This is a genomic window from bacterium, assembly GCA_039961635.1.
In the GTDB taxonomy this organism is placed as follows: Bacteria; 4484-113; 4484-113; order JAGGVC01; family JAGGVC01; genus JABRWB01.
In genome coordinates this window covers 42,034-55,684 of record JABRWB010000063.1, presented here as the reverse complement: position 1 = coordinate 55,684, position 13,651 = coordinate 42,034, and the positions used below count along the sequence as shown (strand labels likewise).

Sequence of the window (13,651 nt, the reverse complement as noted above, 5' to 3'; positions counted from 1 at the left end):
TCGTCCCGCCCGGCCCGGCCTTGACCAGCGCGTGCTCCGTTTGCCGGCCGCAAAGACATGCAATTCGCAACGGGATAAGGTATAATATTCCGTCTTACATTTTCCCTCAAGGGAGGAGATTTAGTGATTAGGAATCATAAATTCTCAAATGCGGCGTCGCTCGTGCTTGCGGCTGCAGTTCTGGCGCTCTTCGCGTGCGGGACGGGCGGCGGCGGCCCGGAGTCGCGTACGCCTTCGTTCGTTCTCGACACCCCGTCCGGCTGGACGGTTCCCTACGGCAAGGTTTCGGGCACTTCGCTTGAAACCGAAACTCTGGATTCCGGCGATGTGCGCGTGAACGTCGTCGCCACCGGTTTGGACATACGCGGCGTTTTCGCCCGCGTCAAGTACGATGCATCCGCGTGGCACCTCCGCGACAGCGCGCCCGGTGCATCCTTCGCCGGAACGGAAAACGTTTTCATCGCGGTTCCCAACAAATACGGGGTTGACGCCGGCGTGATTTTTACCAATGCCGATGAGTCATTCGGCATACACGGGCAGGCTTACGCCATTTCGCTCGTTTTTTCGCCCGGCGCGGACTCGACAAGGACCGCTTCATTGCCGCCGACGGGAACTGCAAACCGCGTCATTCTGACGACTTGCAACTGGGAGGAATCGGGAGACCTGACGGTGGACTTTCACGCGCGCAACATCGGCGACTATACGTTGGATGGTGAGGTCAGTATCCCCGACATCACTCCCATTGCCATCAATTTCAACGAATCGTACACTTCGCCGGACGATCCGCTGGCTCCGATTGATGGGGATTCGAGCGGCGAAATAGGCGTGTCCGACATCACTCCGATTGCGCTCAACTACCAGGCCGTTCTTGCGGGTTACCTGCTCCAGTATTCCACGAACGGCGGCACCACATTCCTGCCGGACACCGTTGCCGGCGCGCCCGCGGAGCTTAATCTTGCGTACGGCGATGTCACGGTTTTCGACCCATGGCCGTACTTTTCGACAGTTCTTCCGGCGTCGTTCACCGGAGGGATAACCGGTTTTAATCCCGACAACGACCAGCTTCGACTCCGCGCAGTGCCGCATGACGGCGCCGCGCTCGGTCAGTTCGGCGTAAGCAAGCAGCCGACCGGCGGCACACCGCCGCCTCCAAGCGACCTCACCCCGCCATCTTGGGACAGTGATGTCGGCGTCATTTCGGTTGCACAGGTCCCCGATACCCAGGCGCTTGACGTGACTTTCGGCTCGGCTACCGACATCGCGAACGATCCGGAGCCGAATTCGCCGCCGGTGAGTTACGTTCTGTATTACGGACTGACGGGCGTCTTCAACCCCGCCAATCCGGGCGCCCCCGCCGCGGTTTACAACGACGCGGGCGCCGGCCCGTTCACCAAGCGCGTCACCGGCCTCAACTGGAGCACGGATTACACGTTCCTGGTGCTCGCACGCGACAGCGCGGTTCCGCCCAACTACACGACCAACCAGAACACCGCGAACGGCGTAGTCGTTGACGACCCCGGCTCCGGCGGCGATGATTTTCAGTTTTCGAACATAACCGCGGATTTCAGCGGTGATATGGGTGAGGTCGTAACGATTGACGCCAGTGGCAATCTGACCGGAGCGGGTCCTGTCGTTTTTGAGTGGAGCGATGACGATCCCGATTACGGCTGGGCGTTCGATCAAATTGACGGAGCAACCACAAGTTCGATTTCTTACGTAGCGAGCGAACTTCAAGCATATGAAATCACGTGCACGGCAAAAATCGGCGGCAACGTCAAGGATACGATTTCGGTGACATATACCGTTGATGGCGGCAATCGCAAGCATTTCAATGACGCGGCGGATGTGCCAACAATTCCTACCGTTTTGGCGATGCCGTCTTTGAATTGCACAAGTTGCCATCAAGGCGGAAGTCCTCCGGGTGGATTGAATTTGACCGGAGATCCCCAGGCCATCTACGATAGCTTGGTATGGGTTGAAAGCCAGACAAATCCAGGCTACTACAGGGTTAGACCCGGACATCCGGACAGCATTTTGTCCAATGTCATTGTGGAACGCCAGCCGTTCCCAACGCACGATAGTCTGCCGATCAGTCCATTCAAGTTTCTGCCGGTCCATTGGGTGCGAACCGGAGCTTGGTACGACTCATCTACACCTCCGCCGCCGGGACCGTAAAATTCCGCGATAAACCTTGTATTTCCTCGGGCCGGGCTAGTCCCCGGCCCGTTTTTTTTCGGAGTGCGGGATTTCAATTCCGCTTTTAATCCGGTGATTCATCGCCGGGGATGGTTTTCGCGCCGCGGCAATCGCAATGAGATGTCGTTTTTCCGGCAATTGAATTTGCCGGTAGAAGGCGGCAATAAAATGCCGCACTCCCAGGGAAATGCTACAATTCCCCCGGTTTCATTGGGGCAGGGCTTGAACACGGAGGATCGAATGAAACGGATTTCGGTGTTTGCGTCATTGACGGCGCTGTGCATTGCCGCCGCCGCGGCTTTCCCGCTCGCGGCAACTCCCGCCGCCGCGCAGGGGGAGGAATTGTATTCGGCGCACGTCGAGGGGACGCCGCCCGCGCCGAAGCCGGGGCCGATTTGGAATTTAACGAGATTCATCGGCGACAAACTTGCCTTTCAGATGGAAACAGTTTTTTTGCAGGAAGTCGTGTCCCATTCGCATCCGGGCAACGTGGTTGGATATTCGTTGAATTTTCATTTGGAAATGTACTTCGTCCCGACGCCGATCCGCAAAAGCGAAGAAACTCCAACCTTCCCGCCCGGCGAAAAGTGGTTCACGGTTTTCCGGCCGGGCGTCGGAACGCTGTATATAAAGCAGACGGCGGAGAACGAGTCCTGGCTTATCAAGTCCGACGACTTCGAAGTGCTCGCGGACAGACCGGTTGACCCCAACGCGGTCTCGTCGTTTTCGTGGACGTCCACGCTGCTCGACGGCAGCCGCTACCTCGGCTCCGGCGAAGTCCAGGTCGGCGTCGGCGGATGGGCGCTTATGGGGATAAACGGCGTTTACCACATCGCGTTCATGCCTCCCGGCAGCTATCCGGAATGCGCGCCGCCGGAGTTCGCCGGCCACGTCTGGGTGAAGGTGCCGATTCCCGACGAGCTAGGCGCGTTTTACGGTCTCGCGACGGTTCCCGGCCAGATATGGACGGTCACTATCGGCGATGGAACGTATTCCGCGTCGGCAGTCGAAACGGATCCGAATCCGCCCGCATTCGAGGTTCCGCCGCCCGCGGACGGCGAGTGCTCCAGTTGTTGCTCGAAATAGCGCCGGTCGCCGGTTGATAATCTCTTTACCTTCGCGCGCGCCGCACGCGGTTGCGCGGCTAGAATCCCAGCGCCTGTCCGGCAGGCGTGTTTACCGGTTCCTGCAGCATCCCGCTGTCCTGCTCCTGCATGATGACCCGGTTCACGACCGACTTGACGCCCGGAACCGATTTGGCAAGTTCTTCCGCTTTTTGAATCAGCTCGGGAAGCGAAACCTCGCCCCGCAGCGTCACCTCGCCGGTTTTCGGGTCGGCGCTAGCGACAACTCCCGCGGCGGCAAGCAGCTCGTCCGAGTCAAGTTTTGCCTGCACCGCCTTTGCGAGGTCGTTTTTCGTGCCGTCGTCGCCCATCACCGCGTTCTTCAGCTGGTCGCACGACGCCACCGAAATTATGAAAACGAAAAAAAGCAATCCGGCCAATATCCTCATACGCCACCTCCGGCGACGCGGAATTATACCCTTGGCAGGGCTTTGCATTGCCATTTTTTGCGATGAATAAAGTATAATCCGGAATGCGGCGGGCGCGCGCCCCGCCGCGGGAGGATGGATTATGAATTTCGGTTTCACCTTTTCCCGGACGGCCGTCCGCTTCGTTCTCGTTTTCTCGATCGCATTCGCCGCCGCGTCCTGCACCGGCGGCGCGGTTCGCACCAACTCGCCCTCGGGCGGCGAATTCGGCGTCAAGGCACCTGCCTATCCCGCGCTTGCGGACAGAGCCTGGGACACGATTGAACTCGGCGGCGGACTGTCGCTGCGCTATGCAAGCGGCCCCGCCGTGACTGCGTACGCCGAAACCGAATCCGGCAACACCGTTGTAACCGTATCCTCCGAACGTGCTCAGCAGCTTGCGGAGTTAATCTCCGAGCTGCATTTCGATAAATCGGGCTGGCACGGCGTTTCCGCGGAATTTGCGGGCGCGCTTGCCGACGCGCAGGTGACTTTGGTCGAAGCATCGCTGCCCGGAAGGATTGCCGCGGGCGCGGCGTTCGCCGGACTTGCGCCGGTTCAGATCGAGCGCGGTGAAGTGCTCGCCAGGTTCGTCGTCGCACCCGGCCCCGCGCGTTCCCCAAGCCAGGCCGGGCCTCATCCGCCTTCGGGCGTCGCCAACAAACCGGGGCTTCTTTCCGTTTCTTTTGCCGACCTACCGCCAAGGCTTTTGGTTCAATGGAACCAGCGCAATACGGGCGACTACGACCAGAACGGCGAGGTGGGCGTCGCCGATATCACGCCGATTGCGCTGTTTTACGGCGCGACGTCGGGAACCGTGCTCGCGGTGGCCGACGGAGACCAAAACGGCGAAGTGGGCGTTTCCGACATCACTCCAATCGCGATCAACTACCTTTCGACGCTGACCGGATACAACGTGTATCTGGGATACAAGGCCGAGTCGGCGCAGCCGTTCGAATACACGCTCGCTGCGTCCGTCGGTCTGGCCGCGCCGCCGGCCGCCGACCAGGTGGTGAGGCATTCGCTTTATCTCGATTTGGGAGCGTACGGCGATTACGAAGTGCGCGTCGTCCCGCTCGGCCCCGAAAGCGTGGAAGCGGGGCAGGAAACATGGGGAAACAGGCCGTACAGCTTCCGGCCGCCGGTTCCCGCGGCACCGGCCAACCAGCGCGCTACTTTCGTGGATCGCGAAAACGTGACGATTGAATGGGATGCATTGACCGATCCCGTCGCGGCCGAAATCCTATGCTGGAAAAGCACAACAGGCGGAAGCGACCTTGCAGACTACACGCTGGACGCGACGCTGGCACCGACGGAAACATCTCACACTTTCGCTGGATTAACTCCGCTAACTGATTACTACTTTGTGATAACCACGCGCAGCGCGGAACAAATCCCCAGCGCGGTTCCCTCCCCGGTGCAGGCGTACACCGCGGTCGCGCCCGTCGCGGTTCTGACAGGCCCGGATCAAACGATGCGTAATCTCGTTCCTTCCGCGCCGCGGTTCGACGCGAGCGGCTCGACTGACTCCGACGGAACGGTGGTGGAATACCACTGGGATTGGGGCGACGCGACTGCTCCCGACGTGACGACGGTTCCGCAGGCCGACCACACCTGGACGAATGCCGGGCTTTTCACGGTTACGCTTACGGTGGTGGACAACGACGGCGCGGTAAGCGCGCCGGTCACGCATGACGTCACGGTTGTTGCGGGGCGCGAGGATGTTTTGGTCGTTTACAGTACGGTGTTTCCGGGCAGCCAGGAACTTGCGGAATATTACGCGGATATCACGACGGGCCGCGGAATAGACCCGGGGAATTTGTACGGAGTGGCGTGGGACGATCCCGACGAATCGAATCTGGAGATAGTACGGCGCGGTTACTACGATTCCACGATACGCCCCGAAATAGAAGCGCACCTGACCGATACCGGTCTGAAGGATGAAATCAAATTTATTGTGCTTTGCAAAGGCGTTCCGCTTAAAATCAAGCGCGCCAGCGGAAGCAGCTACAACGATTACGACGAGGCAAGCGTGGATGCCGAGCTTTGCTGTATTTTCGACGCCGATTACAACATCGCTGGTCGCAATATTAATCCGTTCCGCGCGGAACTCGTTCCAACGGCCGCATTTCTACCGTTCGCGTACACATACGAAGATTTGACGCTCGCATACCTTGTTTCCCGGCTCGACGCATATACGATAGACGAAGCAAAGTTGATAGTGGATCGCTCGAAGGCGGCTCCGGGAAATACCGACGGCTGGATTGTGCTTGATGACCAGTCCGACAAGAATTACGACATGATGCATTCTCCAACGGCCGACGGGCGGCCAAGCGCAACGACGGTTCTTAATAATTTCGGCGCAAACCTTTTCGAAGACGACACACCCGCGTTCGTCAATCGCACTTTCATTGACGACGACACAATAAGCCAGAATTTGATCGGCCTGTGCTCGCATGGCGTCCATGCAGCAAACGATCCCGGAGTCGAGTGGATTTTGACCGGCGTGGATTTCGCTTACCGCCCCGGCGCGATGTTCATTACGTACGAAAGTTTCAACGGCTGGAGTTTCACCGAAGGCGGCAGAAACGGTCAATCGCTCATTGCCGATTTCATCCGGATGGGCGGCACTTGCGGAATCGGCAACGTCTGGGAGCCTCTTTCGGACGCGGTGGGCGATGAAAGCGTCGCTTTTGTCAGATATTTGCAGGGGGACACCTCGGTTGAAGCGCTGTATCGAAGCATGCGTTACGTCTCCTGGGTGGAAGTCGTCGTGGGCGACCCGTTGTGTACAATAACGGACTAGGCGGGGCGGCGCTCGCTTCGCACGGAGGTCGGGGCTGATGAAACGCAGGCGTTTGTATTTGCTGATTGTCTTCGCGATCGGGGTGATCGTGATAGTGCTGCACCGAGCCGGGTTCACCGAGCCGGTGACCGTCGTATCCGAATACACGCTCACCGCCGAGGAGTTGACTGCGCTCTCCGACAAATTCGGCACGGGCATCACTGCGGGCTTCTACAACGTCTACCGGGCAGGCGAGTTCCAGTACCAGCTCAACTTCCTCAAGTGCAAACCTTCGGATGTGGACGCTTTGATGGAGGCCGTCCGGCTGACCGACCAGAGGGCTACGCTTGTCAAAAGCAGCTCCGGCATCTACGAGGTGATAACTCCCGAAGCCGGCCTCGCGCGCCGCGTGATTCTTGCTCTGCCGGACGTCTCGAAGCTCGAGCAGGCAAAGATCATCCCGCCACAGCTGCCCGGCGAATGGATGCTGACGGGCGAGCACTATTCGGATTCGAAAGAATTGAAGCTGCTGGAGGAGAAGGTCGGCCCCGGCATCGTCCAGGCGCTGAACCAGGTATTTCTGCCCGGGGTGACAAAGCGCGTGGTCGTGAATTACCTGCTGTGCGATTCGGCCGAGCACGCGCAGATGGTCTACGCAACGGTCGCGGCAAGGAAATCCATTCCCGGAAGCACGCTTCGGTTTGGGACGCTTGTCATTGAAATCGTGTCGGATGATGAGTCGCGGGTGAAGGATATCCGCAGGCTGTTCGTGACGGAATCCTGAAAACGCGGCGGGACTATTGCCGCGAACGCGGCGACGCGCTATAATGCGCCATCTCATCGCCGGTGAGCAACTTATGAAGCAGCAGCCAGGTTCGGATAATCTGCGCAAAATTACGCGGTTCGACTATCCCGTTTTTTCCAACGGGTTCTCTCCCGAGGAGCGAGCCGAATCCGCATCTCTATCGCGAAAACGTTATGCGCTTAAAGCGTTCAGCTACCTTTACCCGGTCAATCCATTGGCCAAAACCAGCGAGCGCATCGAAAAGAGGATATCCTCGTTGAGGAAGCTTGTTGGATTGCCGCTGCACATTCCCGCAAACAGCCTGGAGCCGGTAAGCAAGCTTCATTCCGCGCCTCGGGAAGTTCCCTCCAAGCCGGAGCGCCCGGAGTAACGCAGTGTCAAGCAATTCCGCCATCCTAGCCCTTGCAGACGGGCATGTTTTTCGCGGGCGCCTGATAGGTTCTCCCGGAACCATCGGCGGAGAGCTTGTATTCAACACTTCCATGACGGGCTATCAGGAGATACTCACCGACCCGTCCTACCACGGCGAAATAATCACGTTCACGTTCCCGCTAATAGGCTGCTACGGCTGGACGGCGGAGGACGACCAGAGCGGGCGGATTTGGGCAAACGGCGTCGTCGTCTCGACGATGCACGGCGGCATCGACAATTTCCGCGCAATCAAGAAGTTGTCCGACCGGCTCTCGGAAGAAGGCAAGCGCGGGATAGAAGGCGTGGATACGCGCGAAATCACCAAGCGGCTGCGCGACGCGGGCGCGATGAACTGCATCATCACATCCGAGCTTTCGGAGGCCGAGGCGGTTAAATCGGCGAGGGATTGGCCCGACTTATCCGTGCAGGATCTGGTCGGCGAAGTGACACCGGATGCCCCGTACGATTGGGAAGCGCCCGAGGAGCCTCGGTTCAAAGTCGCCGCGTTCGACTGCGGGATAAAGCGCGGAATCCTGCGCGCGATGCGCGACAGGGGCATCGCGTCCCGCGTATTTCCTGCGGATACGCCGGCATCAGAAATCGAAAAGTTTTCGCCCGACGGAGTGTTTCTGTCCAACGGCCCCGGCGATCCGAAGGCGTGTCTGCATTATCTGAAAGATACGATTCTGGAATTGTCCGGCAAATATCCGCTGTTCGGAATATGCCTGGGCCACCAGCTAATCGGCCTTTCCTTCGGCGTTGATACGTACAAACTGAAATTCGGGCATCGCGGCGCGAACCATCCGGTCAAGGACTTGGAGACGGGCAGGGTGCACATCACGAGCCAGAACCACGGCTACGCGACCGCGCGTCCGCCGGAAGGCCACGACTTGATTCTCACGAAACTGAACGTAAACGACGATTCGGTGGAAGGATTCAAGCACCGCTCGCTGCCGCTGTTTTCGGTGCAATACCATCCCGAAGGCTGCCCCGGGCCGCGCGACAATCTTTACCTGTTCGACGAGTTCGTCCGGCTGATGGAACAGGCGAAATCGCGCTAGAGGATTCGAGCGATTCCGAACGGCTGATTCCCCGTGAACTTGTCCATTGTAATCAGCGTTTCCGCCGTCGCGTTGGCAGGAACCGTAGCTTCAAGAATTTGCCATGCGAATCCGGATTCGTCGTTGTCCGGCTCCGGCTCCACGGTGATGTAAAACTGCCAGCCTGCCTCGCGGAAGTCCACTTCGGGAAGGAAATTAATAAAATCGCTTCCAGGCGCCGCGTATGGCGTTCCTTCGCCCGCGGAGCTGCCCGCGCCGTCAAGATCCGGCGCCGCGGGATTGTCGAACCGGCCGAGGTCGAGCAAAATGGATTGCGTTTCGTCCTCTGGATTCGCCTTGTACGCCCATCCTTGGTAAGTCCAGCTTTCGAACGGCGTCAGGTCGGGCAGAACCAGCCCCGGAATCGGCGCGCCGCCTTCCTCCGGCGTCTTGACAAACCAGAACCCCCGGAAAAACGGGATTACCTCATCCGGCTCGCCGGTCGGAACGTATGTCGGCGCGGCCAGCATCGCGGTTCCGGAGCCGGAGAAAACATCCGGCAGACCGCCGTAAGCATTCTGGGTGTCGAGCGTCAAATTCGAGCGGCCGCGGATATTTACGCGCCCGGCCAAAAGCACCTGCCCCATTTCGCCGTCGTCTTCCGCCTTGGGTTCAAGCGTAAGAAATACGGTGTCTATCGCCGATTTGACCACGCCTTCGGGAAGATCGATTGTGGATTCGGTGCGCGTCAGCGTACCGAGGTTCGTCATTCCCGGAGGCGGATTGGCGGGATCTTCCAAATCAAGGTATTCCGGCGGCCAAAGCGTCGTTCCCGCGACGACGAACTGGTACAGAGGAATGCGCGTCTCGCCCGCGGCCAGCCAAAACTGGTACACCCCCGCGTCCTTGGGCAAAACGGGAATGTTGAATTGCTCGATCTGGAAAACCGCCGCGTCGGTTTCGTTTTCGAAAAACGGTCTGATAATCCCGCCGGAGCACGCGAAGCCGGCGGCCAAAATGGCCGCGCAAATCGCCGGAACAACGAATCTCCCCATACAGGCTTTGATTATACCCCGGCCCGAAATGTTCAATTCCGGCAGGCGAAACCGAAGCGAATGCGCCCCGCGGCCGCGCCAATAGCACCGCGCGCAGCTGTTATACTCCGGCCGTGAGCCACTGGCCGCGAATCACCGTCGGAGGAAAGTACGGCACATCGATTGTCGTCACCGGCAACCTGAAGGCGCTTCCGCGCCACGCGCAATCCGTCATCCGAAAACACTTCAACCGCTGGCGGGCGCTGAACGACCCGATCCGCTTCCCGGATTTGCTGTCCGAGCTGAAGGGGATGAGCCCCGCGATTTCGGTCGATCCCGCGGCCGTGGAGCGATACAACACTTATCTCGAAGTCCACACCGTCGTGTTTTTCGGAATTTCAACAGCCGGCAATACCAAAATGGCCGCCAGGAAAAAGTCCACGCGCACCACGCCGCGCATAGCAGCCGTGATTTCCGCGTTCACGGGCGAGGGCGGCGTGCTCCTCCGGCCCGATCGGATTTGGGAATTCAGCGAGCGGCTGAAGGAAGCGGATGCGCTGATCGAGTTCGACAAGAGCTTCGGCGCGCCGTTTGCGGCGATGGCGTCGGGCACTGTCGCATTTCTTCCTAGCAAATTTTTCAAGTATCAGGTGGAAGTTGGATTTCATCCGAAAACGCTCAAAAAGCTGTTCGCGGATTTGCTGGCGCAGTATCTGGAAAAATGGGATTACATCGAGCGCAACGGGCTGCCAGCCGCGCGCTGGCTGCTGGCCAATCCGGGGCAGTTGCCCGAGGCCGCGCGCGTTCTGGCGAGCAAGGGTTGCGCGGTGCATATCCAGCGCGGCGCGTGGGACTGCGCGCTGCGGGCGATTCTGGTTTCGGGCGGGCGTGCTCCCTCCCCCCCGGTAGAGCTGTTTGATCCGGTGATGCATTCAAGTGCGCACTCCCCCTCCATGCTTACGACTCCGGTTTCCGACGCGGAACTTAACGAAGCGGTTTCGGCGATGCTCTATCCCTACCAGCGTACCGGAGTCCGCCACCTCGTGCATACGGGCAGGGCGATGCTGGCCGACGACATGGGCCTCGGCAAAAGCTTGCAGGCGCTGGCCGCGCTGCGCGTCCTGGCCAAAAAAGAAGGGCTTTCGCGCGCGCTCATTATCTGCCCCGCGTCCATCAAGCACCAATGGAAGATGGAAATCGAAAGGTTTACGCCGCTTTCTCCGGTCGTGATCGAGGGTAACAGGGAGCGCCGCGACGAGATTTACGCGATGGCCGACGCGCGCAGACGCCGCGGCCAAGGCGCGCCGGTCGGCCGCTACCCGGAAATCTTCATCGTCAATTACGAGCTGTCTTTCCGCGACCACAGGGGGCTCTTGTCGCTCGCCCCAGACGCGATAATCCTCGACGAGGCGCAGCGGATAAAGAACTGGCAGAGCAAGACCCACAAGGCCGTGGTTTCGATGCCCGCGAAATACCGCTTCGTCCTCACGGGCACGCCTCTTGAAAACGAGCTGATGGAGCTTTTCGACGTGCTGCTTTTCGTAGATCCGGAGGTGCTGGGGCAAAACCCGATCGCTGTGCGCGAACGCTACATCGTGCCCGACAAATTCGGCGGAATCCAGGGCTACCGGAATCTGCGCGAGGCGTCGCGGCGAATAAGCGGCGTCAGCCTGCGGCGCACGCGCGAGGAGACGCTGCCGGAGCTGCCGGAGCTTGTGGAAAGCTACTGGTGGCTGGAGATGGACGATGTCCAGGCCAAGATTTACCGCGACGTTGAGGAACGCGCCGCGGCGTTCCTTTCGGTCGAGGAGTGGGATCGCGTCGCATACGATTCGATGCTGACGACGGTGCAGCGGCTGCGCGAGGTGTGCGACACGCCGGAGATGCTTTTTCCGGAGCATAGGGAAAGCGCCAAGCTGCGGGAGCTTTCGGTGCTCGTATCAGAGCAGGTGAAAGGGATGGGGCGCCGCGCGATTATTTTCACCCAGTGGACGCGGATGGCGGACATACTGGCCCGCGAGCTCGAAAAATGGGGCGTCACGTTTCGCTACCTGCACGGGGGCGTCGGCCCCAGAGACAGGGCGAAGATAATCCAGGAATTCGCGCGGGGGGAGGCGCAGATATTTTTGTCCACGGATGCGGGAAGCGCGGGACTTAACCTGCAGGCGGCGACGATAGTCGTCAATTTCGACCTGCCGTTCAATCCGGCGATTGTCGACCAGCGCGTCGCCCGCGCGCACAGAATAGGCCAGAAATCGAGCGTGAACGCGTGGCATTTCGTATGCCGCAACACGATCGAGGAAAACCTGGTGAAAATATTGAAGAAACGCCGCGAGCTGTTCGAGGACGTTTTCAGCGAGGTCGGCGACGGTACCGCGGGCTCGGGCGCCCGCCGCAGCCGCGAGTTTCTTATGGAGCTGCTGGGACGCAGGGTTCCGCCGCTTCAGGCCGCGGGCGGGTAGCGCGGCCGGCTGTTTCCTTCAGGAATATGCCGTCAGTCTCCAGACCGGCGAAAGATCGTCCCTTCCCGCGATCTGCGTCTTTGGCCGTGTCCCTTCGTACATCTTCGACCCCCCAACGGGCGGCGCTTCGCTTGCCCGCCGGGGCCATGTCTCAATCCGCTTATTACCAGCGCGCCCCTATCGCTCGGAAGCGCAATCGTGTTCTCGGAGTAAGTCGGGTTGCGGTGGCTGATATAGCCCGGCTCTCCAGAGCCGGGAATCTCGGCAAGCGTCGTCTGGGCATATTTGGAGTGCGCCGATTCATCGGTGCTTTTTGTCCGGCGACTAATCGCCGGAGAAAAGGTCGGTGTTGAATCTCCGCAATCCGAAATTGCACCGGCAAGCCGGTGCACTCCCAATAAAAGGCGCGCGCAGTGCATCGCTGCAACTGCGCTATCATGTTCCAGTTTGAAACGCGGGCATTCGCCATTCGGAGTTTTCGCTGGTGTGTTTTTCTGCGCCGTGTTCCTGCTGGACGCGGCCGGAATCGCGCTGTTCTGGTTCCACGGCGCGCCGTCGGACGCGGGCGAGCTGTACGGGCGCACGCCGAGGATGCCCGACCTGTCCGCGTTCCCGTACAAGTACAGCGCGGCATGGCCGTACCCGCCGATCGTTCTGGAATTTTCGGCGTCTCAATCGCGGACTGGCGGCGGCGCGGGGAAGTCCGCTCCCAATTACACCTGGACGCGGATGAACTACCTTTCGCAGCTGGACGAACCGGTTTACCGCGAGGACGCGCCGCAGCTGGGCGTGCCGCCGATGACGATGGCGGCAAGCCTGGAAAGCCTGCGCCCCGACCGGGCGGCGGTGATGCAGGGCAAGGCGGCGGACGATCCCGCGCTTGTCGGCGTGCTGGCGCGGCGCATCCTGAAACTGGACGACGGCTGGATCGCCGAGATAGACGTACCGGGCAAGGCGCTGAACCTGTACGCGCCGCAAGTGGAACTCAATCCGGCGCAGGTGACGTTCAAGGAGCCGCTCAAAAAAGGTCAGCGACCAGATCTAATAAAGGATTTGCGGGGCAAGCTGACGGGCGGTGAAGTCCCGCTCGCGATAGCGAAGGGAGCGGACTGCGCGATCGCGGTGCTCGGCTCGCGGGGCACGCTGCTCAAATTCGACCGGGGCGGGCGTTATTTGGACAAATCCGTCGTGACCGCGGGCGACGAGGCCGCGTCTGAATACTGGGAGCCCGTGGGCGGAGTGCTTTTGGGAAAGCGGCTGGTCGGCGCCGACACGGTGCTGCAAGTGCGGCGGATACTCGCGCTGGTGCTGTTCGCGGCGCCGCTGTGCGCGTACCTGGCGTTCGCCTGGGCGCGGCGCCCGTGATAGAATGGGCGGTCTTTATCCG

The 13,651-nt window shown here is 60.1% G+C and carries 10 protein-coding genes; 8 read left to right on the top strand and 2 right to left on the bottom strand.

The annotated features are described in order from the left end of the window. Positions 1-123: 123 nt before the first annotated feature. Positions 124-2,175 carry a hypothetical protein gene (locus HRF49_10070; protein MEP0814996.1) on the top strand — a complete coding sequence of 684 codons (2,052 nt, stop codon included), beginning with the start codon at positions 124-126 and terminating at the stop codon, positions 2,173-2,175. A 261-nt stretch (positions 2,176-2,436) separates the two neighbouring features. Beyond that, positions 2,437-3,282, top strand: coding sequence for a hypothetical protein (locus tag HRF49_10065; GenBank protein MEP0814995.1), 846 nt, complete (start codon positions 2,437-2,439; stop codon positions 3,280-3,282). A gap of 58 nt (positions 3,283-3,340) precedes the next feature. Here HRF49_10065 and HRF49_10060 read toward each other — a convergent pair whose 3' ends face one another. Beyond that, positions 3,341-3,709: a BON domain-containing protein gene (locus HRF49_10060; protein MEP0814994.1), complete on the bottom strand. Its 369-nt coding sequence runs from the start codon at positions 3,707-3,709 to the stop codon at positions 3,341-3,343. A gap of 121 nt (positions 3,710-3,830) precedes the next feature. Here HRF49_10060 and HRF49_10055 point away from each other — a divergent pair, with 121 nt between their 5' ends. The 4 genes from HRF49_10055 to carA all read left to right on the top strand — a co-directional run bounded on the left by HRF49_10055 (position 3,831) and on the right by carA (position 8,789). Continuing rightward, positions 3,831-6,533 (top strand): TIGR03790 family protein, encoded by a 2,703-nt coding sequence (locus HRF49_10055; GenBank protein MEP0814993.1) that lies wholly within the window; start codon positions 3,831-3,833, stop codon positions 6,531-6,533. Positions 6,534-6,570: 37 nt separating this feature from the next. After that, on the top strand, positions 6,571-7,296 hold the full coding sequence (locus tag HRF49_10050) for a hypothetical protein (GenBank protein ID MEP0814992.1): 726 nt from the start codon (positions 6,571-6,573) through the stop codon (positions 7,294-7,296). Between the two features lie 73 nt (positions 7,297-7,369). Next, positions 7,370-7,687 carry a hypothetical protein gene (locus HRF49_10045; protein ID MEP0814991.1) on the top strand — a complete coding sequence of 106 codons (318 nt, stop codon included), beginning with the start codon at positions 7,370-7,372 and terminating at the stop codon, positions 7,685-7,687. 4 nt (positions 7,688-7,691) lie between these two features. Then, complete coding sequence (gene carA, locus HRF49_10040) at positions 7,692-8,789, top strand: glutamine-hydrolyzing carbamoyl-phosphate synthase small subunit (protein MEP0814990.1); 1,098 nt, start codon at positions 7,692-7,694, stop codon at positions 8,787-8,789. Here carA and HRF49_10035 read toward each other — a convergent pair. Continuing rightward, entirely contained in the window at positions 8,786-9,823 is a 1,038-nt protein-coding gene (locus tag HRF49_10035; protein MEP0814989.1) for a hypothetical protein, read from the bottom strand. The genes carA and HRF49_10035 overlap by 4 nt on opposite strands. A 113-nt stretch (positions 9,824-9,936) precedes the next feature. Between HRF49_10035 and HRF49_10030 the strand changes: the two genes are divergently transcribed. Together HRF49_10030 and HRF49_10025 are read left to right on the top strand one after the other, a co-directional pair. Continuing rightward, the gene (locus HRF49_10030) at positions 9,937-12,264 is read left to right on the top strand and encodes a DEAD/DEAH box helicase (GenBank protein ID MEP0814988.1); all 2,328 of its coding nucleotides are present in this window, start codon (positions 9,937-9,939) and stop codon (positions 12,262-12,264) included. Between the two features lie 486 nt (positions 12,265-12,750). Continuing rightward, the gene (locus tag HRF49_10025) at positions 12,751-13,629 is read left to right on the top strand and encodes a hypothetical protein (GenBank protein MEP0814987.1); all 879 of its coding nucleotides are present in this window, start codon (positions 12,751-12,753) and stop codon (positions 13,627-13,629) included. Positions 13,630-13,651 lie beyond the last annotated feature (22 nt).

Excerpts from the sequence above, each read along its gene's own strand:
- HRF49_10065 (MEP0814995.1), top strand. The coding sequence starts at position 2,437 with ATGAAACGGATTTCGGTGTTTGCGTCATTGACGGCGCTGTGCATTGCC.
- HRF49_10060 (MEP0814994.1), bottom strand. The coding sequence starts at position 3,709 with ATGAGGATATTGGCCGGATTGCTTTTTTTCGTTTTCATAATTTCGGTG.
- HRF49_10055 (MEP0814993.1), top strand. The coding sequence starts at position 3,831 with ATGAATTTCGGTTTCACCTTTTCCCGGACGGCCGTCCGCTTCGTTCTC.
- HRF49_10050 (MEP0814992.1), top strand. The coding sequence starts at position 6,571 with ATGAAACGCAGGCGTTTGTATTTGCTGATTGTCTTCGCGATCGGGGTG.
- HRF49_10045 (MEP0814991.1), top strand. The coding sequence starts at position 7,370 with ATGAAGCAGCAGCCAGGTTCGGATAATCTGCGCAAAATTACGCGGTTC.
- HRF49_10035 (MEP0814989.1), bottom strand. The coding sequence starts at position 9,823 with ATGGGGAGATTCGTTGTTCCGGCGATTTGCGCGGCCATTTTGGCCGCC.